Raw genomic sequence first — 25,705 nt, 5'->3', positions numbered from 1 at the left:
TCCCGGGTCCGGCCACGAGGGTCTGACCACCCGGGTGGCCGCCCCGGTCCGACCGCCCGGCCGGGGCCGCCGCCGTCCGTCAGTACTTGCGGACGGTGGCGGCCTCGGCCAGCGCCAGCAGCACCGCGCGGGCCCGCCCGTCGGCGAGCGGCGCCGCCTCCAGCGCGGCCAGCGAGTCCCGCATCAGCTCCTCGATCCGCTGCTCCACCAGCTCGGGCGCGCCGCTGCGGGCGACCAGCTCGCGCAGCCCGGTGACCTCCTCGGCCCCCAGGTCCGGCGCGCCGAGCCGCTCGTCCAGGTACCGGGCGTCGGCGGCCGGCAGGCCCCGCATCGCGTGCGCGACCAGCAGGGTGCGCTTGCCCTCGCGCAGGTCGTCCCCGGCCGGCTTGCCGGTGACGGCCGGGTCCCCGAAGACGCCGAGCAGGTCGTCGCGCAGCTGGAAGGCCTCGCCCAGCGGCAGCCCGAACGCCCCGTACGCCTCGACCAGCTCCGGCCCGGCGCCGGCCAGCAGCGCACCCACCTGGAGCGGCCGCTCGATGGTGTACTTCGCGGACTTGTAGTGCAGTACGGTCCGCGCCCGCTCCAGCGCGCCCTCGTCGGTCGAGTCGCCGGCCACCGGTTCCAGCACGTCCAGGTACTGGCCGACCATGACCTCGGTGCGCATCAGGTCGAACACCGGCTTGGCGGCCAGGACGGCGGCCGGCTCCAGGCCGGAGCGCAGGAACAGCTCGTCGCACCAGATCAGCAGCAGGTCGCCGAGCAGCACCGCGGCCGAGGCGCCGTACTGCTCGCGGTCGCCGCGCCAGCCGCTGTCCCGGTGCAGCGCCTCGAAGCGGCGGTGGACCGAGGGCAGGCCGCGGCGGGTGTCGCTGCGGTCCATCAGGTCGTCGTGCACCAGGGCGCTGGCCTGGAGCAACTCCAGGGCGGCGGCCGCGTTGGCGATCGCCTCGCCGGTGGCGCCCCCGGCCGGGCCGCCGGCACCGCGCCAGCCCCAGTAGCAGAAGGCCGGGCGCAGCCGCTTGCCGCCGTCCAGCAGGAAGTCGCGCAGCGCGTCGGCGGCGGGGACCAGCTGGGGCGAGATCTTGCCGAGCAGCACGGACTGGCCGTCCATGAACGCGGCGAGCGCGGTGTTGACGCGGGTGCGGACGTCCTCCGCGTCGATGGGGTTGACCGCACTGGGATGGGCAGGCCGGGCGCTGGGCGAGGTCACGATGGGGCTCCGCTGGTTGGTCTGGGGTGCAGCAAGCGTAGCGGGGAGGCGGGGAACGGGTGTGCGAGAAGCGCTGCCGGGGGTGCGGCGGGAGCGGCGGGAACGCGCAGCCGGGACGTACCGGAAGACCGTCCATCAGTTGTCTCGACAGGTGGAATCCGCCACCCGGCCCTTCCGCGGGCCGGATAGCCTGCCAACATGGCACTCGGCATCGCTTCGACGAGAACGGATCGCGCACTCACCGTGCGCGAACTCCTGGCGGCCGGCAAGCGCTCCTTCTCCTTCGAGTTCATGCCGCCGCGCACCGAGGTCGGCGAGCAGAGGCTCTGGGACGCCATCCGCCGGCTCGAACCGCTCGACCCCAACTTCGTCTGCATGACGTACGGCGCGGGCGGCTCCTCGCGCGAGCGCACCGTCAACATGGTCGGCCGGATCGCCACCGAGACCACGCTGACCCCGGTCGCCCACCTCACCGCGGTGGACCACTCGGTCGCGGAGCTGCGCAACATCATCGGCCAGTACGCCGACCAGGGCGTGCGCAACGTCCTCGCGGTCCGCGGCGACCCGCCCGGCGACCCGATGGGCGAGTGGGTCAAGCACCCGGAGGGCGTCACCTACGCGTACGAGCTGGTGGAGCTGATCAAGGGCATCGGCGACTTCTGCGTCGGCGTCGCGGCCTCGCCCAACATGCACCCGCGCTCGACCGACTGGGACGAGGACATCCGGCACTTCGTGGCGAAGATCCGCTCCGGGGCCGACTACGCGATCACCCAGATGTTCTTCGAGGTGGACGACTACCTGCGGCTGCGCGACCGGGTGGTCGCCGCCGGCTGCGAGGCGCCGATCATCCCGGAGATCATGCCGGTCACCAACGCCAAGCAGCTGGAGCGCTTCCCGCAGCTCAGCGGCTCGGCCTTCCCCGCCGACCTGGAGGCCCGCCTGCGGGCGGCCATCGACGACCCGGCGGCGCTGCGGGCCGTCGGCATGGAGCACGCCACGGCGATGTCCGAACGGCTGCTCGCCGAGGGCGCGCCCGGTCTGCACTTCATCACGCTGAACCACTCGACGGCGACGCTGGAGATCTACCAGAACCTGGGGCTGCACCAGCGCTGAGGGGCGGCCGGCGACCGGCCCGGGCGGGGGTCCGCCGGGCCGGTGCGCGGGCGTCTCCCCGGCACGTACGCCGGGTGTTCACGAGCCCGTCACCGTACCGGCGGTGGCGGGCTCGGTCGTGTGCGGCCGGTGTTCGAGGGCGGCGGGAACGCGATGCGGTACCCGGGCCGTTGAACCGGTACAGTCGCGGCACACGCGCGGCGTGGACGCGCGGGCACGCGACTGGAGGTAGCGGGCGGATGGGCATCGGATACCTGCTGCTGTGCGCCGCGTTGGCGGTGGTGGCGCTCTGGCTGCTCGCGGAGGTGCTGCTGCAGAACCGGGCGCCGCTGCACTGGCGGGTCCTGGCCCTGGCGGGCTTCCTGGGCGTGGCCGCCGGGATGGCCGTCGGGTCGGTCGTGGTGATCGGGGCCGGCGCCGCGCTGTTCGCGGTCGGCCAGACCTTCGTCACCCTCTCCGTCAAGCGCGGCCACCAGACCGGCTGGTCGCTGCGGAAGCCCGACGGCAGCCTCCCCGGTCCGCTCGCCAAGGTGCCGCTGCTCGGCGCCCTCACCGGCGGCACCGCCGCCGTGGCGGCCGTCGCGGTCGCCGAGGAGCGGGTCGGCGAGGTCAGCGCCGTCGAGGAGACCCCGGCCCCCGCGGCGCCGGTGCCCGACGAGGTGCCGGAGGTGGAGCAGACCGCCGCCTTCGAGATGCGGGAACTCGCCCAGGACGGCGTCTACGCCCCCGGGTACTACGAACAGCCGCAGGTCCAGCAGCAGCCCCAGGACCCGTACGCCACCGCCTACCAGGCCGGCTACGACCAGCAGCAGTGGCAGACCCAGCAGCAGCCCGCCTACGCCTACGACCAGCAGGCCTACGGCGGCTACCCCCAGCAACAGCAGGACCCGTACGGCGGCTACCAGCAGCAGGACCCGTACGCGGGCTACCAGCAGCAGCCGCAGGCCTGGGACCCGAACGTCCAGCAGCAACAGCAACAGCAACAGCAGCAGTGGCAGCCGCAGCCGCACCCCGAGCAGCACATCCAGGGCATCCCGCAGCAGCCGGTGTACGACGAGACCTACGGCTACCAGCAGCAGAACAACACCTGGCACCAGGGCTGACCGGGCCGCTCCGGGCCCTACGCCGGGCCGATCAGCCCGGCCGTGACGCAGGCCGACATGCCGACGCGGGCCAGGCCGCCGCCCGGGTGGGCGTTGCCGCCGATCAGGTAGAGGCCGGGGACGGGGGACTCGTTGGCGGCGTGCAGCCCCGCGTACGAACCGGCGAGCACCGGGCGGGCGACCGAGCCGAACAGCGCGCCGGTCTCCCGGCGGGTGTCCTCCGGGGTGCGCACGACCCGCCAGAGCACCCGCTCGCGCAGACCCAGGCCGGCCGCGTCGACGTGGGCGAGCAACCGGTCGGCGTAGCGGTCGGCGAAACCGGGGGCCGTCCAGTCGACGTCCTCCTCCTGCGCCGGGACGGTCGCCGTCAGCACCACGCTCTCGTGGGCGTCGTCGGGCCGCAGCGCCGGGTCGTCCGGGCGGAGCACCTGCACGGTGGGGCGCTCGCAGGGCGGCTGGGACAGGGTGAGGGCGTTCTCCTCGGCGGCCGGGTCGGCCGCGTGCACCACCGTCCGGTGCGCGGTGCCCTCGGGCCGGGGCCCGCGCAGCGCGAGCAGCACGCTGAACCGGCCGGGCACCTCGAACGGCTCCCACTCCTCGGCCGGCAGCCCCGGCCACTCGGCGATGCCGTGGCGGAACAGCGCGGCGGTGTCCATCGCCGAGACCACCAGGTCCGCGTCGATCCGGCCGTCCGCCGTCTCGACCCCGGCCGCCCGGCCGTCCGCCACGACCACCCGGGTGACCGGGGTGCCGAAGCGGAACTCGACCTCGCGCAGCTCGCAGCGCCGGTACACCGCGTCCGCCAGGGCGCGCAGCCCGCCCCGGACGTACCAGACGCCGAAGGACTGCTCCATGTACGGCAGCACGGTGGCCCCGGCCGGCGCCTGGCCCGGCAGCAGGCCGTACCGCAGCGCGGGCTCGCCCAGCAGGGCCGTCAGGCCCGGGTGGCCGCCGAGCTGCCGCCGGGCCACGTCGTCGAGGGTCCACGGGCGGGGGCGGCGCAGCCGGGCCAGGCCGGTGCGCGGCGGGACGGGGTACGGGTCGGTGCGCAACGGCTCCGGGTCGGCCGGGAGCGGCTCCTCCAGCAGCGGGCGGCGGGTGGCCTCCCAGACCGTCCGGCCGTGGTTCATCACCTCGCTCCAGCGGGCGCCCGCCCCGGCGCCGAAGGCCGCGTCCAGGGCCTGGCTGACGCCGCCGCGGGAGGCGTTGGGCAGGGTCACGGCGGTGCCGTCGGGGAACAGGTGCCGGCTCTCCGGGTCGACCGGGGCCAGCTCGACCAGCTGCTCCAGCGGCTCCTTGCCGGTCTTCAGCGCGAGGTCGCGGTAGACGGCCGGGAGGGAGAGCAGGCCGGGCCCGGTGTCGAAGGCGAAGCCGTCGCGCTCGTAGCGGCCGACCATGCCCCCGTACGTGCCGCTCGCCTCGCAGACCGTCACCCGGTGGCCGAGGGTCGCCAGCCGGGAGGCCGCCGCGAGCCCGCTCATTCCTGCGCCGATGACGACGATCTTTGCCATGGCCCCGATCCTAAGACCCGCCCTGCGCGCCCCCTGCCGCCGCCCGGGCGGCCCGGCGCTCGCGGCGGCGGGCCCGGAAGGCGCGGATCCTGCTGACCGCCAGCCAGACCAGCAGCAGACCGGCGGCCAGGACCACGGCGGCGACCGAGGCGGCCAGCCAGGGGTGGAAGATCGCCAGTGTGACCAGGCCGGCCACCGAGAGGTCCTCGGCCATGCTGACCACGATGTTGCTGAACGGCTCGGGGGAGGTGTTGACGGCCATCCGCAGCGAGGACTTCACCAGGTGGCTGACCAGCGCCGAGGTGCCGCCCGTCGCACCCGCCGCGACCTCGCTCAGCGAGCCCGGGTCGTGGCTCGCGATCAGCACGCCGACGGTGGCCCCGGCGATCGGCCGGATCACCGTGTGCACGACGTCCCAGAGGCTGTCCACGTACGGGATCTTGTCGGCCACCGCCTCCAGCGCGAACAGCACCGCCGCCGCCACCAGCACGTCCGTGCGCTCCAGCGCCTGCGGCACCGAGTCCGCGTCGGCGAACCTGCCCAGCAGGCCGAGCAGCAGCACCACCGCGTAGGCGTTGATGCCACTGGCCAGTCCGCTGGTGAAGATCAGCGGCAGGACCGTCATCGCGTCGTCCCCTCCTCGTCCGGCGGGCGCCGCCCCGGCCCCGCCGCCGTACCGTACCGGCACCCGGGACGCCGGGGCGGCGCCCGCCGGTTCCGGGAGCCGGGGGCGGCCTCCTGAGTACGGATACTCAGATCCACGGTTGAGTACCCCAGCGGATGGCCGCCGACCTGCGCGGACGGGAGAGTGGTGGCACCCGGGAGGGCGGCGCTAGACGCGCCGGGCCCCCGGGCGGCGGATCCCGTCCGTCTTCCGGCCGCGCAGGCGGCAGGAGGCGGTGGACGGACCGCCACGGGGCTGGTCACGGTCCCCGCACCGCCGGCACGGGGCGGCGGAGCGGGCCGGGGGGAGACCGGCCACGGGGGCAGTTCGCCACCGCCGACCGTGTGGGGGTCAGCGGAGCGACGGCACACGGCGGCGGCGCGGAACCGGGGGAGGGACCGCGCCCGCCGCCGCTACGCCGTGTCCCGGCTCCGGCCCGGCGGCGGCCCACGGGCCGGATTGTCAGTGGCGGCGTTCACGATGGCAGGGCACGGACCACCCTGTCCGCGCGCTGCCTCGGAACGGGGGAGACCATGACCGTCAGCCGTCCTGAGCCCGTCACCGCCCGCCTCCACTCCGCCGTCCCGCCACCCCCGCCCGGTCCGGCCGCCGTCCGATCCGCCGGGGCGGACGTCCACCCCGTGCTGCGCCGGGTCGCCGCGCCGCCGGCCGCCCTCGACCTGCTCGCCGACGCCCACCGCACCCTCGCCCGGGCCCGGGCCCTGGAGGACCCGCTGGAGCGCTACGCCGCCGCCCACCTGGCGGCGCTGCGCACGGTGGCGGCGGTCCTGGCCGTGCGCGGCCGCCCGGAGAAGAACCCGCGCCGCCGCAAGGCCATCCGCAGCGCCTGGGAGGTGCTGCCCGAGGTGGCCCCGGAGCTCGCCGAGTGGGCGCTCTACTACGGCGCCGGCGCCCGCCGCCGGGCCGCCGCCGAGGCCGGGATCCGGGATGCCGCCTCAGCCCGCGACGCCGACGACCTGATCCGCAACACGGCGCTCTTCCTGCGCCTGGTCGAGCGGCTGCTCGGCCTGCACGCCGCCCCGCCGGCGCCCCGGCTGCCGCCGGACGGCGCCGAGCGGCCGGGCGCGGGCGGCGCCCCGACCGGCCCGGCCCGGGGCCTGTCCGGTGGGCATCCGCAGGGCAGGCCCCAGCGAGGGCGTGTCTGACAATTCTCGCCGGGTGCGGCGTCGGGGCACGCACCTCGCCGCGTTGTCGTCGGTTGCCCATGGCCCCCAGCCTGGCGGCCGGGAGGTACCCCCACCTCCGCCTTGCGATGCACGCACCCCGACGCCGCACCCCGATCCGACGCGAGTTGTCAGGCACGCCCTAAGGTGGAGGCATCCTGATCGATCTGCACGTGCCAAGGAGCCCCACCTTGTACCCGACGCGTCCCCGCAGTGCCCTGCGTACCGCCGTGGTGTGGGAGGTGGTCCGGGCGGCCCTGGAGAAGCGGGCGGCCGAGCTGGACCGGCCGGTGCTCGACGTGGTCGACACCGGCGGTGGCACCGGGAACTTCGCCGTGCCGGTGGCCAAGCTCGGCCACCGCGTCACCGTGGTCGACCCGAGCCCGGACGCGCTGTTCGCCCTGGAGCGCCGGGCCGCCGAGGCCGGGGTGACGGAACTGGTGCGCGCCGTCCAGGGCGACACCCAGACCCTGCCCGAGCTGATCGCCCCCGGCAGCGTGGACGCGGTGTTCTGCCACGGCGTGCTGGAGGTCGTGGACGACCCGGCCGAGGCGCTCGGCAGCCTGGCCGGCACCCTGCGCCGGGGCGGCCTGGTCAGCCTGCTGGCGGCCAACCGCAACGGCGCCGTGCTGGCCCGCGCGCTGGCCGGCCACTTCAACGAGGCCCGCACGGTGCTCTCCGCCGCCGACGGCCGCTGGGGCGAGCAGGACCCGATGCCGCGCCGCTTCACCGGCGAGGAACTGGGCCGGCTGGCCGAGACCGCCGGTCTGCGGGTGGAGTCGGTGCACGGCGTACGGGTCTTCGCGGACCTCGTCCCCGGCGTCCTGGTGGACACCGAGCCGGGTGCGATGGAGGCGCTGCTGAAGCTGGAGGAGGCCGCCGCCGCGCAGCCCGCCTTCCACGCCGTGGCGACCCAGCTGCACCTGCTGGCCACCCTGGTCTGAGGCGCCCCACCGGCCCCGCGCGCCCCCGCACGCACCAGGCCGCCGCCGCACGGTCGCGCACGCCGTACGGCGGCGGTTCGCGCTCCGGCGGAGGGGCGGTTCCCCGGCCGTTCCCGCGGCCGTTTCCCGGGCGTTCCCGGCCCGTCCCGCCCCGTGCGGAGGCAGACCTTCCCAGGTCCGGGACGATTCCATCCGATCGGGCACTTGTCCGGGGCGTGGCGCGTTGACACCGGTGCGGCCGTCCCCGCTCGAAGTGGCCCGTCCCACGCGGTGCCGACCACTCCGTAACGGGCCCACGGACCGTATGATCTGGGTAAAGCCGGAAAGCATGACAGCCGGACGCGTGGGGCATATGGACGACACGGGCCGGGTCCCCCGCACGGGCGTCCGACCGTGTGCCCCACGGCTGATTGGACTTGCCTCCCCGACCGGGGTGGGCGGACCGGTCGCACCCGCGACCGACGAGTAGGAGGACTCCGTGCCGCTCTCGGAGCACGAGCAGCGACTGCTCGACCAGATGGAGCGAGCGCTGTATGCCGAAGATCCCAAATTCGCGTCGGCGCTCGAGGGATCCGGTATGCGCACCTACACCCGTCGGCGGGTGTACCTGGCCGTGGCCGGTTTCGTGATCGGGATCGGCCTGCTGATGGGCGGCATGGTCGTGCCGGACCAGATCTGGGTCAGCGTGGTGGGCTTCCTGGTGATGCTCGGGTGCGCGGTGTTCGCCGTGACCGGCTGGCGCCGCGGGCCCGCGGGCCAGGGAGCGGGGGCCCGTCCGGCCGCCGCGCCGCGCCGCAAGGCCGGGATGATGGACCGGGTGGAGCAGCGCTGGCAGCGCCGCCGGGACGAGCAGACCGGCGGGTTCTGAGGCCGGCGGACGGTCGACGGACAGCTGAGGAGCCGGGGTGGGCAGTCGGTCGACTGCCCGCCCCGGCTCCTTTGTCCGCAGGGGCTCAGGACCCCGGCGTGGACCGCTTGCGCCGACCCAGGACCCGCCGTCCCGGCGCCAGGACCGCCTCGACCGCCCGGCCGAGCCCGACGGAGACCGCCGTGCGGGCCGCCCGCACCGCGTCGGAGATCCGCCACCACAGCTGCGCCGAGGACGGCGGCAGCAGCAGCGCCCTGGTCCGTCCGGCCCGGTTGGCCGTCGCCCACAGCCCGCGCCGCACGGTGCGGACGTCGGCGGCCAGCGGCTCGGTGGTGAGCTGCCCGGGCGGGGCGTAGAGCACCCGCTCGGTGGCCAGCGCGAGCCGGCCGGTGGCCGCCGCGGAGTCCGCGTCCAGCTTCGCCCTCTCGGTGATCCGGCGGGCCGTCGAGCGCGGCGTACGTGACTCGTCCGGGGGAATTCCGAGGTCCCAGGCGGAGTCGATCAGCTCGTCCCAGACGGCCAGCACCTGGGCGTCCGTCAGCTCCGCCGGACCGCCCCCGCCGGGCCCGCGCCGTCCGGCGGCGCCCAGCCGGCGACGGCGGACGGCGGCGCGCCAGAACATCGGGGCGAGCAGCAGCGCGATCAGCCCGAGCACCACGGCGAGGGTGCCGAGCACCTGGCCGGAGAGCAGCCAGGACTTCTCGGCGGCCTGGCCGGCGGCCTTGTCCTGGGGGCCGCACTCGCCCAACCGGCGCTGCTTGGGGGTGCAGTCCGTGCTGGAGGTCGGCGCCGGGGCGGCCGAGGCGGTCAGCGGGGCGGAGGTCGCGTGCTGGGTGGGCGCGACGGTCGGGCCGCTCGCCGTGTCGGCGTAGCGGGCCGGGACGCCGCGGCTCGGGGTCGGCTCGAAGCGCAGCCAGCCGTAGTCCGCGAAGTACAGCTCGGGCCAGGCGTGGTACATCCGGCCGGTCACCGAGTAGACGTTGCCGCCCTTGCTGTCGCCGGGGGTGAAGCCGACGGCCACCCGGGCCGGGATCTTCAGCGTCCGGGCCATGGCCGCCATGGTGGAGGCGAAGTGCACGCAGAAGCCCCGGCGGTCGCGCAGGAAGACGGAGATGGCGTTGCTGCCGGTGCCGCCGTTGACCGCGGTGTCGTACGTGAAGTCGGGCCCGGTGAACCACTTGACCAGCGCCGTGGCCCGGTCGAAGTCGTTGTTCGCGCCGGCGGTGAGGCTTTTGGCCTGGGCGGCGACCTCCGGCGGCAGGTCGGCCGGGAGGGCGGTGTAGTGCTCCCTGATGTCCAGCGGCGCGGCGCCGGCGACGCGCAGCTCGGTGGCGGAGGGCCGCACGTTCAGGGCGTCGACCTGGTAGCGCAGGCCGCGGATCGCCTTGTCGTTGGTCGGCAGGACGGTGCGGGTGAGCGGGTCGATCTTCCAGTCGGAGCGGTTGGGGACCTGGACGGAGGTGGCCGGGTAGGGCATCGGCAGCCAGCTCCCCTGGAGCTGGTCGCTGATCTGGAAGTCGCCCTGGATCCGGGGGAAGTCGGACTTGTGCAGGCCCTCCGGGTTGGGCAGCGACACCGGGAGGTCGTTGACCGCGGTGCTGCCGAGCTTCCAGTTGGTGCCGTCGAACTGGTCGAGCGAGCCGGTCCGCAGGTAGGTCTCCGCGGCCAGGTCGCCGTCCATGCTGTACGTGAGCAGCTCCGCGTCGGTGGGCTTGACGATCGCGGCCTCCAGGCTGACCAGCGGGTCCAGGCTGGTCGTCAGACCGTTGCCGGAGCCCTTGCCGCTCGACCCGCCGGAGCCGGAACGCAGCAGCCCGGCGTCCCAGTGCGGCAGGACCACCGGCAGCAGCAGCGCCGCGGCCAGGGCCAGCACGCCGACCTGCCGGCCGCCCGGACTGACCCGGCCGGACTCCACCGAGTCGCGCGCGCCGCCGTAGAACACCCGGCCCCAGCGGGAGATCCGGTCCTGGCCCTCGGCGAACAGCAGCAGCAGGTAGCCGGCCGAGGCGACGGCGAACCAGACCCAGCTGCCGTGCTCCCCGGCCAGGCCGTTGCCGACCGAGTACAGCGCCAGCAGCGGCAGCCCGGCCAGTGCCGAGCGCCGGTAGGTCACCGCGACGGTGTCCACGGCGACGGTGATCAGGCCGATCGCGGAGACCAGGATCAGCCGCAGGCCGGCGGTGGGCGGAGCCGGGATGGCGTACTGCTGTATGTCGTCCACCCCGGCGGCGAAGACCTGGCTCAGCACCCGCATCGTGGACGGCCCGGGCAGCACCCCGCCGGCGCCGGCGAAGCCGAGCAGCATCAGCAGGAGCAGCACCAGCAGCTGCCCCACCGGCACCGTCCAGCGGTACAGCGGGGAGCGGCGCAGGCCCGCGCCGACCGCGGCGAGCACGGCGATCACCAGCAGGGCGTGGGTGAGCCAGCTGCGGGTGGTGAGCAGCGGCATCATGCACAGCGAGGCGAGCGCGGTGGCCAGCGCCGCGTAGACGGTCAGTTTCGCCCGGGTGGTCACGCGCCGGCCTCTTCTCGGTGGGGGGCGGTCGTCTTCCTGCCGTCGGCGGCGCGCCACAGGTCCGGGAGGGAGTCCCCGGCGCGCACCGGGATCACCGTCCAGCCGGACTCGCGCAGCTGCCGGACCCGGGCCCGGAACTCGTCGCCGCCGGTGTCCGGCGCGAGCATCCGCAGGCCGGCCCAGGTGCCGGAGTCCAGCAGGAAGACGACGGCGCCGCCGGTGCGGCTGCGCAGCCGGCCCAGCCGGGCGGCCTGGGTGTCGTCCAGCTCGCCGAGGACGGCGACCAGCAGGCCTTCGCCGCCGGAGCGCAGCGGGTCCTCGGCGCGGGAGAGGGTGCCGCCGTCGGACAGGTCGGCGACCGCGAGGGCGTCCAGGATCAGCCCGGAGGAGTCGGCGGCGGCGCCGTGGCTGCTGCCCGCGCCCGGAGCGGGCACGGTCTGGCCGGTGTCGGTGAGCAGCCTGGTCTGGTAGCCGCGCTCCAGCAGGTGCACGGTCACGGAGGCGGCGCAGCTGATCGCCCACTCGAAGGAGGAGGCGGGGCCGCTGCCCCGGTGGGCGATCTCCCGGGTGTCCAGCAGGACGGTGGCCCGGGCCTGCTGGGGCTGCTCCTCGCGGCGCACCATCAGTTCCCCGTACCGGGCGGTGGAGCGCCAGTGCACCCGGCGCAGGTCGTCGCCGGGCCGGTACTCGCGCAGGATCACGTCGTCGTCGCCGGCCAGCGCCAGGGTGCGGCTGTGGCTCTCGCCCTGGCCGATCCACTCGCCGCTGAGCCGTACCGCCGGCAGCGCCTGGACCTGGGGGACCACGGTGAGGACGTCGGAGGCGGTGAAGGCGCGGGCCACCTCGCACATCCCGAACGGGTCGGACAGCCGCAGCTGGAGCGGCCCGAGCGGGTAGCGGCCGCGCAGGTCGGAGCGGACCCGGTAGGAGACCTCGCGGTGGCCGCGCGGCTCGACCCGGTCCAGGACGAACCGCGGGCGCGGCCCGAGCACGTACGGGACCTTGTCCTCCAGCAGCAGCACCCCGGTGGGCACCCGGGAGATGTTGTCGACCCGCAGGTGGACCCGGGCCTCCTGGCCGGCGATCGCCCGGCGCGGGCTGAGCCGGCGCCCGCTGGCCACCCGGTAGCGGGTGTTGGCCACCACCGCCACGGCGGCCAGCGGCAGCGCGGCCAGCAGGACGCCGACGCGCAGCAGGGCGTCCTGGTCGAGCAGGTAGGAGCAGACCACCGCGGTGACCCCGGCGGCGAGGAAGGAGCGCCCCCGGGTGGTGAGGCCGCGGAACCCCGCCCGCAGCCCCGACGCCGAGTCGGACTGGGCCACCTCAGCCCCTCCGGACGGCCGGGCCGCCCTGCGGGCGCGGCAGCGGCAGCCGGGCGACCAGCTCGGCGACGATCTGCTCGGAGGTCCGGCGGCTGAGCTGGGTCTCGGCGGTCGGCATCAGACGGTGCGCCAGGACCGGGACGGCGAGGCGCTGGATGTCGTCCGGGGTGACGTAGTCGCGCCCGTCCAGCGCGGCGGCGGCGCGGGCGGCCCGGACCAGGTGCAGGGTGGCGCGCGGCGAGGCGCCCAGGCGCAGCTCGGGGCTGGTGCGGGTGGCGCCGACCAGGTCGACGGCGTAGCGGCGGACCGGGTCGGCGATGTGGACGGTGCGCACCAGGTCGATCAGCTTGAGGATGTCGGAGGCGTGCGCGACCGGCTGGAGGTCCTCCAGCGGGCTGGCGCCGGCGTGCACGTCCAGCATCGCGAGCTCGGCCTCGGGGCTGGGGTAGCCGATCGAGATCCGGGCCATGAAGCGGTCGCGCTGGGCCTCCGGCAGCGGGTAGGTGCCCTCCATCTCGACCGGGTTCTGGGTGGCCACGACCATGAACGGCGAGGGCAGTTCGTAGCTGGTGCCGTCGATGGTGACCTGGCGCTCCTCCATGGACTCCAGCAGCGCCGACTGGGTCTTGGGCGAGGCGCGGTTGATCTCGTCGCCGACCACGACCTGGGCGAAGATCGCGCCCGGGCGGAACTCGAAGTCGTGCTGCTGCTGGTCGTAGATGTTGGTGCCGGTGACGTCCGAGGGCAGCAGGTCGGGCGTGAACTGGATGCGGCGCACGGTGGCGTCGAGCGAGCGGGCGAGGGCCTTGGCCAGCATGGTCTTGCCGACGCCGGGCACGTCCTCCAGCAGCAGGTGGCCCTCGGCGAGCAGGACGGTCAGGGCGATCCGCACGGCCTCCGGCTTGCCCTCGATCACGCTCTCCACGTTGGCGCGGACGCGGTCGACGACCGCGGCGAGCTCGGGGAGCCCGACCTGCTGGAACCGGTGCGCCCTCTGCTGCTCGCCCCCCGCAGGACTGCCGAGTTCGGCCTGGTCGTTGTAGCTCGTCACCCGTTTACGCTCCCTGGCACCCTGTGCCCGCCCCGTCCCGAGGCCGGACCCCACCCCATGCTTGACGCGGCCTTCCCGGGGACGGTTCCGCGTCGGGATCCGGCGCCGGGAGGGTGGCCTGCGGCCCGGCCGCCCCAGGTGGTTCGGGGTCCGACCGGCAGGCGCATTCTCCCCTGAGGGATGACCAGAAGTCACCATTCGGACCCGTCCGAATGCCCTGACGCCCGGACGTCGTCGGCCGGGCCGGGCGGGGGCGGAGGACTCAGTGGATCTCGCGCAGCAGACCGGTGTGGACGTCGAAGACGAAGCCGCGGACGTCGTCGGTGTGCGGCAGGAAGGGAGAGGTGCGGACGCGCTGCATGGACTGGCGGACGTCGCCGTCCAGGTCGACGAAGGCCTCCACCGCCCACTGGGGGCGCTGGCCGACCTCCAGCTCCAGTTCGCGGCGGAAGTCCTCGGTCAGCCCGAGCAGGCCGCAGCCGGTGTGGTGGATCAGCGCGATCGACCGGGTGCCGAGGGCGCGCTGGCTGATGGTCAGGGAGCGGATGGTGTCGTCGGTGACGACGCCTCCGGCGTTGCGGATGACGTGGGCGTCGCCGAGTTCGAGGCCGAGTGCCGCGAACAGGTCCAGGCGGGCGTCCATGCAGGCCACCACGGCGATCTTCCGCACCGGGCGGGCGTCCATGCCGCCGTCCTGGAAGGTCACCGCGTAGGCGCGGTTGGCCGCGACGAAACGGTCGATGACGGAGGCTCTGGGAAGCTCGGCAGCGGCGGTCGGCGAGGGCCGGTCGGGAGTCACTGTCATGGTGGCGACGTTAGTGGGGATCGGGTCCCCGCGGTGGAGCGAGGAGCTACAGAACAGGGCGCCGGGATCGGGAGCATGACGACAACGGGAGGGGTCCGCCCCCGCCGTCGCGCCCCGGGCCGCACGGTGGCGGGCAGGGGGCGCGCGCCCGCCGCCGAAGGCCCCCGGCACGTACCGTCCTGCGGTCGGTCCGACGGCCGCGACCTGCGGTGATCCGTACCGCCGCCCGGGTGGTGCGCCGGAGCGGGCCATTGACTGGCAGGGTCCGCGCGATAGAGTGCGTGGCGCAGTGGAGCACACCCGCCGGGGCCCGTCAACGGGGCCTTCCCGGCCGGTGCGGCCCGGTCGACGCGGCCCGTGGCCTCCACCCGCTCCGTGCCCACCTGGCGCACCTTCCCCGGCGCCGGGCGGTCACGACCTTCCCCTTGAGCGGGCGGGGACCACGGGCCGCTTCGTCGTGCCGGGGCACGGTGGGCGAGAATGGGTCACAGCTCCCGGACGTCGGGCTGCTCCGCACCGAGGAAGGGCGCCACCGCGCATGACCACCAACGAACCGGGCCCCAAGCACGTTCCGGTGATGCTCCAGCGGTGCATGGACGCGCTGGCCCCGGCGATCTCGCGCCCGGGTGCCGTGGTGGTGGACGCCACCCTCGGCCTCGGCGGGCACAGCGAGGCGCTGCTGACCCAGTTCCCGCAGGTGCGGCTGGTCGCGGTGGACCGCGACCCGCAGGCGCTGAAGCTGTCCGGCGAGCGGCTGGCCCCGTTCGGCGACCGGGCCACCCTGGTGCACGCGGTCTACGACGAGATCCCCGAGGTGCTGGAGCGCCTGGGCATCGACCGGGTGGACGGCGTCCTGTTCGACCTCGGCGTCTCCTCGATGCAGCTGGACGAGGCGGAGCGCGGCTTCGCGTACGCGCAGGACGCGCCGCTGGACATGCGGATGGACCAGACCCGGGGGATCAGCGCGGCGGAGGTGCTGAACACCTACAGCCACGGCGCCCTGGCCCGGATCCTCAAGGTGTACGGCGAGGAGCGGTTCGCCGGGAAGATCGCCTCGGTGATCCTGCGGGAGCGGGAGAAGGAACCGTTCACCAACAGCGCGCGTCTCGTCGAGTTGGTGCGCAACGCGATTCCGGCGGCGACCCGCCGCACCGGAGGGAACCCGGCCAAGCGGACGTTCCAGGCGCTGCGGATCGAGGTCAACGGCGAGCTGGAGGTCCTGGACCGGGCGATCCCCGGGGCGCTGGACGTCCTCGCGGTGGGCGGCCGGATCGTGGTGATGTCCTACCAGTCGCTGGAGGACCGCCTGGTCAAGCAGTACTTCGCCGCCGGGGCGACCAACACCGCCCCGCCGGGGCTGCCGTTCGTCCCCGAGGAGCACCAGCCCTGGCTGAAGCTGATCACTCGCGGTGCCGAGCTGGCCACGGAGGAGGAGATCGAGGAGAACCGGCGCGCCGCGCCCGTGCGGCTGCGGGTGGCGGAGAGGATCAGGGACCGAAGCAAGCGGGGCTGACGAACCGGCCCGGCGGGGTCCGAAGGGCGGAGGAGAGCAGTGGGGCCGGTGGCCGGTGAGGTCCGGGCGGGGCGGGGAGGACTCCCCGGGCAGGGCAGGGCGCGGATCACGGTCCGGCCGGGGAAGCGCCCGGTACGGCGGCGCACACCGTTCGCGGTGCTCATCGTGGTGCTGCTGGCGGGCGGGCTGCTCGGCCTGCTGGCACTGAACACCGCGCTCAACGAGGGCTCGTTCGAGCTCTCCCGGCTACAGAAGCAGACCACCGTGGCGACCGACGAGCAGCAGAGCCTCCAGCACGAGATCGACCAGAACTCGGCTCCGGACGCGCTGGCCAGGCGCGCCGGCGAGCTGGGCATGGTCCCGGCCGGCGGGATGGCCTTCCTGGACGTCCCGAACGGCGGCAAGGTGCTCGGCACGCCCGGTCCGGCCCAGGACAGCCCGCCGGTGAAGCGCTCGACGGCCGAGCCGTGGCCCACGAAGTCCCAGCCCGGCGCCGCCCAGCCCGGTGCCGGCCCGTCGCCGGCCGCGCCGCAGCCGGGCGGTGCCCCCTCGCCGGCCGCGCCGCCGCCTCCGCCGCCGGCACCGACCCCGGCGGCGTCCGCCGGCGACTCGGTGATCCAGCTCAACCCGGTCTCGCCCGCCGCGGGCGCGAAGCCGAGCGGGGGTGCGGGCCGATGAGCACGCCACGCCAGCCCGGCGGGTCCGGCGGCGGCGACGGCCGCCGTCCGCTGCCCGGGGGCGCCGCGCCGCGCGGCCGGTCCGCCTCCGGGCGCAGCCAGCCCGCGAAGGGCCAGCCCGCCAAGGGACAGTCCGCGCGCGGCCAGTCGGCCTCCGGGCGCAGCCAGCCCGCGCAGGGCCGGCCCGCCAAGGGGCAGCCCGCCCGCGGCCAGTCCGCCAAGGCCCAGCCCGCGAAGTCGGCCTCGGCCGGCCGCACCCCTCGGGCGCCGCAGCAGCGCCGTCCCGAGGGCCGCCCGCCGGCCCGCAGCCAGGCGGCGGTGCGCCCGAAGAGCCGCCCGTCGCAGCGCGCCAAGACGCTCAGGCTGGCCGAGCCCAAGCGCCGGCTCCGGGTGATCACCGTGGCGCTGTCGCTGGTGTTCTCCGTCTTCGCCGGCCGCCTGGTGCAGCTCCAGCTGGTGGACGCCTCCGCGCTGGCCGCCGACGCCAACACCAACCGGTACCTGAACATCCCGATCACCGCCGAACGCGGCTCGATAACGTCCTCCGACGGGGTCGCGCTGGCGGCCACCGTCGACGCGTACGACATCACCGCCGACCCGGCGATGTTCACCCCGGAGGCGACCGGCATCCCGGACGCGCCGGAGCAGGCGGCCGCGCTGCTGGCGCCGATCCTCGGCGTGCCCAAGGAGAAGATCGCCGCGGACCTGCGCACCCCCAAGACCCGCTACAAGCGGCTCGCGGCCCAGCAGACCCCGGCCACCAAGAAGCAGATCAGCGACCTCAAGTCGAGCCTGGAGAAGCAGGCCGGCTCGCGGGCCTGCCAGGCCCAGAAGAAGCTGCTCGGCAAGCCCGCCGAGGAGGGCGGGCGCACCCGGGTGGACAACGAGTGCGCCAACCCGCTGGCCGGGGTGTTCAACCGGGAGACCCAGAAGCGGATCTACCCGGCGGACGGCCTGGCGGCCAACCTGGTCGGCTTCGTCAACGCCGAGGGCGAGGGCGCCGGCGGCCTGGAGCTCCAGTACCAGAAGCTGCTGGCCGGCAAGGACGGCCACAGCAGCTACGCCCAGTCCGGCGGGCGGCTGGTGCCCACCGCCGGGGGCTCGATGGACCCGGCCGTGCCGGGCAGCGACGTGAAGCTGACCATCAACCGGGACATCCAGTGGGCCGCCCAGCGGGCGATCGCCGACCAGGTGGCCAACTCCGGCGCGGAGAAGGGCTACGTGGTGGTCCAGGACGTGAAGACCGGCCAGGTCCTCGCGATGGCCACCGCGCCCGGCTTCAACCCGAACGACCTGAGCCTGTCCAAGCAGTCCCAGCTGGGCAACGCCGCCCTCCAGGACGCGTACGAGCCGGGCAGCACCGCCAAGCTGATGAGCATGGCCGCCGTCCTGGACTCCGGCAAGGCCACCTGGGACACCAAGGTCACCGTGCCCAACCGGCTGGTGAGGGCCGGACAGCAGTTCAAGGACGACGTCGACCACGACACCTGGTACCTGACCCTGGCCGGGGTGCTGGCCAAGTCCTCCAACATCGGCACCATCGAGGCCGTCGAGACCCTCGGCGGCGGTGACCAGTTGGAGGCCAACAAGGTCCTGGACGGCTACCTGCGCAAGTTCGGCGTCGCCCAGCCGACCGGCCTGGGCTTCCCCGGGGAGACCGCCGGCATGCTCAAGAAGCCGGAGGACCTGGTCGCCTCGGAGAAGTACAACATCGCCTTCGGCCAGGGCCCGATGCAGATGAACGCGCTCCAGGCCACCTCGGTCTACTCGACCATCGCCAACGGCGGGGTGCGGGTCGCGCCCAGCATCGTCCAGGGCGTCACCGACCCGAGCGGCAAGTACACGCCGAGCGCGCCGGGGGCACGGACCCAGGTGGTCAGCCCGGAGACGGCCAAGACCCTCACCTCGATGCTGGAGTCGGTCGTCGACGACGAGCAGGGCACCGGCGGCAAGGCCGCCATCCCCGGCTACCGGGTCGCCGGCAAGACCGGCACCGCGAACCGGGGCGCCGCCGACGGCAAGGGCTACGACGGCTACACCGCCTCCTTCATCGGCTTCGCCCCCGCCGACGCCCCCCGGTACACCGTCTCCTGCACCCTCCAGGGCCCGGTCAACGGCCACTTCGGCGGCCAGCTGTGCGGCCCGGTGTTCAAGCAGGTGATGGAGTTCACCCTGAAGACCATGCAGGTGCCGCCGAGCGGCAGCCAGGCGCCCAACCTGCCCGTCGACTGGAAGCCGTGAGCGAGCATGAGCAACGAACGGGACGGGCGGGACCACGGCGCGGCGGAGGGCCGGTTTGGCCCTGGGCACCCTTCGGCGGATAGCCTTCCCGCCGTGCCGAAACCCGATCAAACCACCGTGAGTCCGCCCCGCCCGACCGGGACCACCGCCCTGCCGCTCGCGAAGCTGGCCGCCGAACTGGGCCTGCCGCCCGTCGAGGGCGGCGCCGTCACCGGCGTCACCCACGACTCCCGCGCGGTCCGTCCGGGCGACGTCTACGTGGCCTTCCCCGGCGCCAACCACCACGGCGCGGCGTTCGCCGCCAAGGCCGCGGAGTCCGGCGCGGTGGCGGTGCTCACCGACCCGGCCGGCGCCGAGGTCGCCGCCGCCACCGGCCTGCCGCTGCTGGTCGTGGACCGCCCTCGGGCCGTCATGGGCGAGCTGGCCGCGATCGTCTACGGCCGCCCCTCGGAGGGGCTGCTGATGATCGGGCTGACCGGCACCAACGGCAAGACCACCACCTCCTACCTGGTCGAGGGCGGTCTGCGCGGCGCCGGGCGCCGCCCGGGCGTGATCGGCACCGTCGAGATGCGGGTCGGCGAGGAGCGGATCAAGAGCGAGCGCACCACCCCCGAGGCCACCGACCTGCACGCGATCCTCGGCGTGATGGCCGAGCGCGGCGCCGACGCGGTGACCATGGAGGTCTCCAGCCACGCCCTGGTCTTCGGCCGCACCGACGGGGTCGCGTACGACGTCGCGCTGTTCAACAACCTGACCCCGGAGCACCTCGACTTCCACCCGGACATGGAGGACTACTTCCAGGCGAAGGCCCGGCTCTTCCAGCCCGGCAAGTCCCGCCGCGGCGTGGCCAACCTGGACGACGAGTACGGCCGCCGGCTCGCCGCCGAGGCCGAGATCCCGATGGTCACCTTCTCCGCCACCGGCGCCGCCGAGGCCGACTGGCGGGCCGTGGACGTCAGGCTCGGCCCGGTCGGCTCGACCTTCACCGTGCTCGGCCCGGACGGTGCGAGGGCCGAGGCCTCCGTCCCGCTGCCCGGCCCGTTCAACGTCGCCAACGCGCTCGCCGCGATCACCGTGCTGGTCGTCGCCGGGCTGCCGCTGGAGCGGGCGGTGGCCGGCGTCGCCGCCGTCCCCGGGGTGCCCGGCCGGCTGGAGCGGGTGGACGCCGGACAGCCGTTCGTCGCCGTCGTCGACTACGCGCACAAGCCGGACGCCCTCCAGGCCGTCCTCGCCTCGCTGCGCGAGGTCACCGAGGGCCGGCTGCACGTCGTGGTCGGCTGCGGCGGCGACCGCGACCCGCACAAGCGCGGCCCGATGGGCGCCATCGCCGCCCGCCTCGCCGACACCGCCCTGCTGACCAGCGACAACCCGCGCAGCGAGGACCCGCTGGCGATCCTCGCCACCATGCTGACCGGCGCCGCGACGGTGCCCGAGGCCGAGCGGGGGGACGTCCTGGTCGTCCCCGACCGGGCCGAGGCGATCCGGCTGGCGGTCGCCCGCGCCGGGGCGGGGGACACCGTGCTCGTGGCCGGCAAGGGCCACGAACTCGGCCAATACGTACGAGACGAGATCCGCCCCTTCGACGACCGGGAGGTGCTGCACGAAGAGATCACGCGGAGCTCCGTCGCGCGGACCCCGGCCGCACGGGGCGACCGAGGAGTAGAGCAGCAGTGATCGCACTGACCCTCGCCGAGGTGGCCGCCGCCGTCGGAGGCACCCTGGACGGCGCCGACCCGGACGCCCTGGTCACCGGCCCGGTCGAGGTCGACTCGCGCAAGGTGGTCCCCGGCGGCCTGTTCGTGGCCTTCGTCGGCGAGCACGTGGACGGCCACGACTACGCGGCCAAGGCGGTCGAGGACGGCGCCGTCGCGGTGCTGGCCTCCCGCCCGGTCGGCGTGCCCGCCGTCCTGGTCGACAGTGTGGTGGAGGCGCTCGGCAAGCTCGCCCGCGCCGTGGTCGCCCGCGCCGAGGGCACCACCGTGGTCGCGCTGACCGGCTCGGCCGGCAAGACCAGCACCAAGGACCTGATCGCCCAGCTGCTCCAGCGCCTCGGCGACACCGTCTACCCGCCCGGCTCGCTCAACAACGAGATCGGCCACCCGATGACCGCGCTGCGGGTCGAGGCCGGCACCCGGCACCTGGTCATGGAGATGGGCGCCCGGCACAAGGGCGACATCGAGTACCTCACCTCGATCACCCCGCCCCGGATCGGCGTGGTCCTCAACGTCGGCACCGCCCACGTCGGCGAGTTCGGCTCGAAGGAGGCGATCGCCGAGGCCAAGGGCGAACTGGTCGAGTCGCTGCCCGCCGAGGGCGCCGCGATCCTCAACGCCGACGACCGGCTGGTGCGCGCGATGGCCTCCCGTACCAGGGCCAGGGTGGTCCTGTTCGGCGAATCACCGGAAGCCCACGTCCGGGCGGTGAACGTTCGCCTGGACGCCACCGGGAGGCCATCGTTCACGCTCACCACCCCGGCCGGTTCCGCGCCCGTGCAGCTGCGCCTGTACGGTGAGCACCACGTCTCGAACGCCCTCGCCGCCGCCGCGGTGGCGGTGGAGCTCGGGATGTCCGTCGACGACACCGCCGCCGCCCTGGGCGAGGCGGGTGCGCTGTCCCGCTGGCGCATGGAGGTCGTCGACCGGGCCGATGGTGTCACCGTCGTCAACGACGCCTACAACGCGAACCCCGACTCGATGCGGGCCGCGCTGCGGGCGCTGGTCTCGATGGGGGGCCGCGGCCCGGAGCGCCGCCGCACCTGGGCGGTGCTCGGCGAGATGCGGGAGCTCGGCGAGGAGAGCCTGGCCGAGCACGACGCCATCGGGCGGCTCGCCGTCCGGCTGGACGTCACCAAGCTGGTGGCGGTCGGCGGACGCGAGGCGGCCTGCATGGAACTCGGTGCGAGGAACGAAGGTTCGTGGGGTGAGGAGTCGGTGCTGGTGTCCGACGCGGACGCGGCGGTCGAGCTGCTGCGCAGTCAGCTGCGGCCAGGGGACGTGGTCCTGGTGAAGGCATCCCGTTCGGTGGGGCTGGAGAAGGTGGCCGAGGCCCTCCTGTCGGACGGTGTGGCCGAATAATGAAGCAGATCCTTTTCTCCGGGCTGATCGGCCTGGTCCTCTCGCTGGTCGGCACGCCCGCGCTGATCAAGCTGCTCGCCCGGCAGGGCTACGGCCAGTACATCCGCGACGACGGCCCCAAGGCGCACCACAGCAAGAAGGGCACGCCCACGATGGGCGGCATCGCCTTCATCCTGGCGACCCTGATCGCCTACTTCGCCACGAAGGCGATAACGGGCGAGAGCCCGACCGCCTCCGGGCTGCTGGTGCTCTTCCTGACCACGGGCCTGGGCCTGGTCGGCTTCCTGGACGACTACATCAAGGTGGTCAAGCGCCGCTCGCTCGGCCTGCGGGCCAAGGCGAAGCTGGCCGGCCAGTCCATCGTCGGCCTCGCCTTCGCCGTCCTGGCGCTCCAGTTCCACGACGACCGCGGTGTCAGCCCGGCCTCCGAGAAGCTGTCCTTCGTCCGCGACTTCGAGTGGTCGATCGGCCCGGTGCTGTTCGTCATCTTCGCGTACTTCATGATCGCGGCGACCTCCAACGGGGTGAACCTGACGGACGGTCTGGACGGCCTCGCCACCGGCGCCTCGGTGATGGCCTTCGGCGCCTACACCTTCATCGGCGTCTGGGAGTACGGGCAGAGCTGCGCCTACTTCTTCTCCGCGACCAGCGCCTGCTACGACGTCCGGGACCCGCTGGACCTCGCGGTGGTGGCCGCCGCGCTGATGGGCTCCTGCTTCGGCTTCCTGTGGTGGAACACCTCGCCCGCCAAGATCTTCATGGGTGACACCGGCTCGCTCGCCCTCGGCGGCGCCCTGGCCGGCCTCGCGATCTGCTCGCGCACCGAGCTGCTGCTCATCCTGCTGGGCGGCCTCTTCATGATCATCACCCTGTCGGTGATCATCCAGGTCGGCTCCTTCCGGATGACCGGCAAGCGCGTCTTCAAGATGGCACCACTGCAACACCACTTCGAACTCAAGGGCTGGAGCGAAGTCCTGGTCGTGGTCCGCTTCTGGATCATCCAGGGTCTGTGCGTCGCCATCGGCCTCGGCCTCTTCTACGCGGGATACCGGACCGGATGACGAACCCTGACTTCCCGAACCTGCCCGTCGCCGTCGCCGGGCTCGGCGTCTCCGGCATCAGCGCGGCGCGCGTCCTGCACGGCCTCGGCGCCCGGGTCACCGTGGTCGACGGCGGCAGCGGCGAGGGCCTCAGGGCCCGCGCCGCCGAGCTGGAGGCGCTGGGCGTCACCGTGCGGCTCGGGGACGGCGCGAGCCTGCCCGAGGGCACCGAGCTGGTCGTCACCTCGCCCGGCTGGGCCCCCGACAGCCCGCTGTTCGCCGCCGCCGAGGCGGCCGGCGTCCCGGTCTGGGGCGACGTCGAGCTGGCCTGGCGGCTGCGCAAGCCGCTGCCCGGCACCGGCGAGCCCGCCCCCTGGCTGGCCGTCACCGGCACCAACGGCAAGACCACCACCGTCCAGATGCTCGCCTCGATCCTCACCGCGGCCGGCAAGCGCACCGCCGCCGTCGGCAACGTCGGGGTCTCGGTGCTGGACGCGGTGCTCGCCGAGGAGCCGTACGACGTGCTCGCCGTCGAGCTCTCCAGCTACCAGCTGCACTGGGCGCCCTCGCTGCGACCGCACTCGGGCGCGGTGCTCAACCTGGCGCCCGACCACCTCGACTGGCACGGCTCGATGGAGGCGTACGCCGCCGACAAGGGCCGGATCTACGAGGGCAACACCGTCGCCTGCGTGTACAACCTGGCCGACCCGGCCACCGAGGCGCTGGTCCGCGAGGCCGACGTCGAGGAGGGCTGCCGGGCGATCGGCTTCGGCCTCGGCACGCCCGGCCCGTCGAACTTCGGCGTGGTCGACGGCCTGCTGGTGGACCGGGCCTTCGTCGAGGACCGGGCCAAGAACGCCGCCGAGCTGGGCGCCGTCTCGGACGTGAACCCGCCGGCCCCGCACAACATCGCCAACGCGCTCGCCGCGGCGGCGCTGGCCCGGGCGTACGGCGTCGAGCCGAAGGCCGTCCGGGAGGGCCTGCGGGCCTTCCGCCCGGACGCCCACCGGATCGCCGAGGTCGCCGTGGTCCGCGAGGTCACGTACATCGACGACTCCAAGGCCACCAACACCCACGCGGCGGCAGCCTCGCTGGCCGCCTACCGGCCGATCGTCTGGATCGCCGGGGGCCTGGCCAAGGGCGCGACCTTCGACGACCTCGTCCAGGACGCGGCCGAGCGGCTGCGCGCGGTGGTGCTGATCGGCCAGGACCGGGCGCTGATCCGAGAGGCGTTGGAGCGACACGCTCCGGATGTGCCGGTGATCGAGGCGGCCGAGGGCCAGACTGGCGCGGTGGCGATGGCGGAAATCGTTCGAACGGCCGCATCGCTCGCCCGATCGGGTGACACGGTGCTGCTGGCACCGGCCTGCGCCTCGATGGACATGTTCACCAACTACGGCGAGCGCGGCGACCTCTTCGCCGCGGCCGTCCGGGAGCTGGCGGGCGAGTAGTCGGGTCGGCGCGGGCGTCGGACGGAGAAAGTGAGCGGGGAGCGGTGGCGGGGCAGGGCAGAGCGGATTCCGGCGTCGTGAAGCGGGACGCCGCCGAGCCGATGAGAGTGATCTCCGCCACCACGACCAAGTACAAGTCGGCCGGTCCGCTGGGCCGGATCCGGGCCTTCCGGGCCCGGGTCCGGTACTGGCTGGACCGGCCGCTCACGCCGTACCTGCTGATCGTCGGCAGCACCCTGCTGCTGGTCGTGCTCGGTCTGATGATGGTCTTCTCGGCCTCGCAGATCCTCGCCCTGAACCAGCACCACACGGCGCAGTACTACTTCCTCAAGCAGCTGATCGCGGCCATCCTCGGCCTGGTCCTGCTGATCGGCTTCGCCTCCGTCCCGCTGGCGGTGCTGCGGGTGATCGTCTACCCGGTGATGATCGGGGTGATCGCCCTCCTCACCCTGGTCGCCATCCCCGGCATCGGGGTGCGGATCAACGGCAACCAGAACTGGCTGGATTTCGGCTTCTTCCAGTTCCAGCCGTCGGAGTTCGCCAAGCTCGCGCTGGTGCTCTGGGGCGCCGACCTGCTCGCCCGCAAGCAGAAGGCCGGCACCCTCAACTCGTGGAAGCACCTGCTGGTGCCCCTGGTGCCGGGCGCCCTGCTGCTGCTCGCGCTGATCATGTTCGGCGGCGACATGGGCACCTCGATGATCCTGGTGGCCATGGTGTTCGCGCTGCTCTGGATGGTCGGGGCGCCGCTGCGGCTGTTCGTGGCCACCGTCGGGGTCGCGGTGGTGGTCTGCACCGCCCTGGTGGTCACCGTCCCGCACCGGGCCGAGCGCCTGGGCTGCATAGGCGTGACCAAGCTCGATCCCGAGGGCGCCTGCTTCCAGGCCCTGCACGGCGTCTTCGCCTTCGCCAACGGCGGCGGCTTCGGCACCGGCCTCGGCGCCGGCGTGGAGAAGTGGGGCCAGCTGCCCGAGGCGCACACCGACTTCATCTTCGCCGCGACCGGCGAGGAACTCGGTCTGGTGGGGACGCTGTCGGTGCTCGGTCTCTTCGCGGCACTAGGCTACGCGGGTATCCGTGTGGCCATCGGTACGAAGGACCCCTTCGTCAGGTACGCCGCGGGAGCCGCCACCACCTGGATCATGGCGCAGGCCATGATCAACCTGGGGTCGGCGCTGGGACTGCTGCCCATCGCGGGCGTCCCGCTCCCGCTGTTCTCCTACGGCGGTTCCGCCATGCTGTCGGCCATGTCCGCGATCGGTGTGCTGCTGTGCCTGGCGCGCAGCACCTCGGGCGCGAAGGCGGCGCTGGCCGCCCGGAGCAAGAACTCCCGGATCAGGAGACAACTGGCCCGGGTGCTGCCACGACGACGAACCACAGCGCGCCCGGCCCCGGGGCCGGCACGCAGGGAGCGGTGAATTT

At 74.3% G+C, this 25,705-nt stretch carries 20 protein-coding genes; 13 read left to right on the top strand and 7 right to left on the bottom strand.

All coding sequences use genetic code 11. The annotated features are described in order from the left end of the window. Positions 1–79: 79 nt before the first annotated feature. A complete protein-coding gene (locus tag ACZ55U_RS07740; RefSeq protein ID WP_465523513.1) occupies positions 80–1,210 on the bottom strand; it encodes a polyprenyl synthetase family protein in 1,131 nt (376 codons plus the stop codon). Between the two features lie 198 nt (positions 1,211–1,408). On the opposite strand from ACZ55U_RS07740, the gene metF reads away from it, so the two are divergent. Then, positions 1,409–2,323 carry a methylenetetrahydrofolate reductase [NAD(P)H] gene (gene metF / locus ACZ55U_RS07735; RefSeq protein ID WP_465523511.1) on the top strand — a complete coding sequence of 305 codons (915 nt, stop codon included), beginning with the start codon at positions 1,409–1,411 and terminating at the stop codon, positions 2,321–2,323. Between the two features lie 239 nt (positions 2,324–2,562). Further along, complete coding sequence (locus ACZ55U_RS07730; protein WP_465523509.1) at positions 2,563–3,426, top strand: hypothetical protein; 864 nt, start codon at positions 2,563–2,565, stop codon at positions 3,424–3,426. Positions 3,427–3,443: 17 nt separating this feature from the next. On the opposite strand, the gene ACZ55U_RS07725 is transcribed toward ACZ55U_RS07730, so the two are convergent. Both ACZ55U_RS07725 and ACZ55U_RS07720 read right to left on the bottom strand, forming a co-directional pair. Next, on the bottom strand, positions 3,444–4,937 hold the full coding sequence (locus ACZ55U_RS07725; protein WP_465523507.1) for a phytoene desaturase family protein: 1,494 nt from the start codon (positions 4,935–4,937) through the stop codon (positions 3,444–3,446). A 10-nt stretch (positions 4,938–4,947) separates the two neighbouring features. After that, a complete protein-coding gene (locus ACZ55U_RS07720; RefSeq protein ID WP_465523505.1) occupies positions 4,948–5,562 on the bottom strand; it encodes a DUF4126 domain-containing protein in 615 nt (204 codons plus the stop codon). Positions 5,563–6,134: 572 nt separating this feature from the next. Between ACZ55U_RS07720 and ACZ55U_RS07715 the strand changes: the two genes are divergently transcribed. From ACZ55U_RS07715 to ACZ55U_RS07705, 3 genes are all read left to right on the top strand, one after another. Next, entirely contained in the window at positions 6,135–6,767 is a 633-nt protein-coding gene (locus ACZ55U_RS07715) for an SAV_6107 family HEPN domain-containing protein (protein ID WP_465523503.1), read from the top strand. Between the two features lie 209 nt (positions 6,768–6,976). Further along, positions 6,977–7,729, top strand: coding sequence for a methyltransferase domain-containing protein (locus ACZ55U_RS07710; RefSeq protein WP_465523501.1), 753 nt, complete (start codon positions 6,977–6,979; stop codon positions 7,727–7,729). Between the two features lie 478 nt (positions 7,730–8,207). Beyond that, a complete protein-coding gene (locus ACZ55U_RS07705; protein ID WP_465523499.1) occupies positions 8,208–8,597 on the top strand; it encodes a DUF3040 domain-containing protein in 390 nt (129 codons plus the stop codon). A gap of 85 nt (positions 8,598–8,682) precedes the next feature. On the opposite strand, the gene ACZ55U_RS07700 is transcribed toward ACZ55U_RS07705, so the two are convergent. From ACZ55U_RS07700 to ACZ55U_RS07685, 4 genes are all read right to left on the bottom strand, one after another. Further along, positions 8,683–11,112 (bottom strand): transglutaminase TgpA family protein, encoded by a 2,430-nt coding sequence (locus ACZ55U_RS07700; RefSeq protein WP_465523497.1) that lies wholly within the window; start codon positions 11,110–11,112, stop codon positions 8,683–8,685. Further along, complete coding sequence (locus tag ACZ55U_RS07695) at positions 11,109–12,434, bottom strand: DUF58 domain-containing protein (protein WP_465523495.1); 1,326 nt, start codon at positions 12,432–12,434, stop codon at positions 11,109–11,111. Before ACZ55U_RS07695 ends, ACZ55U_RS07700 begins: the two co-directional genes overlap by 4 nt. Position 12,435: 1 nt before the next feature. Then, positions 12,436–13,359: an AAA family ATPase gene (locus ACZ55U_RS07690; RefSeq protein ID WP_465523697.1), complete on the bottom strand. Its 924-nt coding sequence runs from the start codon at positions 13,357–13,359 to the stop codon at positions 12,436–12,438. Between the two features lie 388 nt (positions 13,360–13,747). Then, entirely contained in the window at positions 13,748–14,290 is a 543-nt protein-coding gene (locus ACZ55U_RS07685; RefSeq protein WP_465523493.1) for a beta-class carbonic anhydrase, read from the bottom strand. A 538-nt stretch (positions 14,291–14,828) separates the two neighbouring features. Between ACZ55U_RS07685 and rsmH the strand changes: the two genes are divergently transcribed. The 8 genes from rsmH (at position 14,829) to ftsW (ending at position 25,701) form a co-directional block, all read left to right on the top strand. Then, positions 14,829–15,803: a 16S rRNA (cytosine(1402)-N(4))-methyltransferase RsmH gene (gene rsmH / locus ACZ55U_RS07680; RefSeq protein ID WP_465523491.1), complete on the top strand. Its 975-nt coding sequence runs from the start codon at positions 14,829–14,831 to the stop codon at positions 15,801–15,803. Positions 15,804–15,959: 156 nt separating this feature from the next. Further along, positions 15,960–16,481: a cell division protein FtsL gene (gene ftsL / locus ACZ55U_RS07675; RefSeq protein WP_465523489.1), complete on the top strand. Its 522-nt coding sequence runs from the start codon at positions 15,960–15,962 to the stop codon at positions 16,479–16,481. After that, positions 16,478–18,721, top strand: coding sequence for a peptidoglycan D,D-transpeptidase FtsI family protein (locus ACZ55U_RS07670; RefSeq protein WP_465523487.1), 2,244 nt, complete (start codon positions 16,478–16,480; stop codon positions 18,719–18,721). Before ftsL ends, ACZ55U_RS07670 begins: the two co-directional genes overlap by 4 nt. Positions 18,722–18,727: 6 nt before the next feature. Further along, a complete protein-coding gene (locus ACZ55U_RS07665; protein WP_465523485.1) occupies positions 18,728–20,395 on the top strand; it encodes a UDP-N-acetylmuramoyl-L-alanyl-D-glutamate--2,6-diaminopimelate ligase in 1,668 nt (555 codons plus the stop codon). After that, the gene (locus ACZ55U_RS07660; protein WP_465523483.1) at positions 20,392–21,795 is read left to right on the top strand and encodes a UDP-N-acetylmuramoyl-tripeptide--D-alanyl-D-alanine ligase; all 1,404 of its coding nucleotides are present in this window, start codon (positions 20,392–20,394) and stop codon (positions 21,793–21,795) included. The genes ACZ55U_RS07665 and ACZ55U_RS07660 overlap by 4 nt, the downstream gene beginning before the upstream one ends. Next, the gene (gene mraY / locus ACZ55U_RS07655) at positions 21,795–22,856 is read left to right on the top strand and encodes a phospho-N-acetylmuramoyl-pentapeptide-transferase (RefSeq protein ID WP_465523481.1); all 1,062 of its coding nucleotides are present in this window, start codon (positions 21,795–21,797) and stop codon (positions 22,854–22,856) included. The genes ACZ55U_RS07660 and mraY overlap by 1 nt, the downstream gene beginning before the upstream one ends. After that, complete coding sequence (gene murD, locus ACZ55U_RS07650; RefSeq protein ID WP_465523479.1) at positions 22,853–24,286, top strand: UDP-N-acetylmuramoyl-L-alanine--D-glutamate ligase; 1,434 nt, start codon at positions 22,853–22,855, stop codon at positions 24,284–24,286. Before mraY ends, murD begins: the two co-directional genes overlap by 4 nt. 101 nt (positions 24,287–24,387) lie before the next feature. Then, on the top strand, positions 24,388–25,701 hold the full coding sequence (ftsW, locus tag ACZ55U_RS07645; protein ID WP_465523695.1) for a putative lipid II flippase FtsW: 1,314 nt from the start codon (positions 24,388–24,390) through the stop codon (positions 25,699–25,701). Positions 25,702–25,705 lie beyond the last annotated feature (4 nt).

The sequence above is a fragment of the Kitasatospora sp. NPDC034533 genome, from assembly GCF_055575155.1.
The sequence above is the reverse complement of the archived record's forward strand: the minus strand, read 5'-3'. Positions and strand labels throughout refer to the sequence as shown.

Coding starts and splice junctions, on each gene's coding strand:
- metF (WP_465523511.1), top strand. CDS start 1,409: ATGGCACTCGGCATCGCTTCGACGAGAACGGATCGCGCACTCACCGTG.
- ACZ55U_RS07730 (WP_465523509.1), top strand. CDS start 2,563: ATGGGCATCGGATACCTGCTGCTGTGCGCCGCGTTGGCGGTGGTGGCG.
- ACZ55U_RS07725 (WP_465523507.1), bottom strand. CDS start 4,937: ATGGCAAAGATCGTCGTCATCGGCGCAGGAATGAGCGGGCTCGCGGCG.
- ACZ55U_RS07720 (WP_465523505.1), bottom strand. CDS start 5,562: ATGACGGTCCTGCCGCTGATCTTCACCAGCGGACTGGCCAGTGGCATC.
- ACZ55U_RS07715 (WP_465523503.1), top strand. CDS start 6,135: ATGACCGTCAGCCGTCCTGAGCCCGTCACCGCCCGCCTCCACTCCGCC.
- ACZ55U_RS07685 (WP_465523493.1), bottom strand. CDS start 14,290: ATGACAGTGACTCCCGACCGGCCCTCGCCGACCGCCGCTGCCGAGCTT.
- rsmH (WP_465523491.1), top strand. CDS start 14,829: ATGACCACCAACGAACCGGGCCCCAAGCACGTTCCGGTGATGCTCCAG.
- ACZ55U_RS07670 (WP_465523487.1), top strand. CDS start 16,478: ATGAGCACGCCACGCCAGCCCGGCGGGTCCGGCGGCGGCGACGGCCGC.
- ACZ55U_RS07665 (WP_465523485.1), top strand. CDS start 18,728: ATGAGCAACGAACGGGACGGGCGGGACCACGGCGCGGCGGAGGGCCGG.
- mraY (WP_465523481.1), top strand. CDS start 21,795: ATGAAGCAGATCCTTTTCTCCGGGCTGATCGGCCTGGTCCTCTCGCTG.
- murD (WP_465523479.1), top strand. CDS start 22,853: ATGACGAACCCTGACTTCCCGAACCTGCCCGTCGCCGTCGCCGGGCTC.
- ftsW (WP_465523695.1), top strand. CDS start 24,388: ATGAGAGTGATCTCCGCCACCACGACCAAGTACAAGTCGGCCGGTCCG.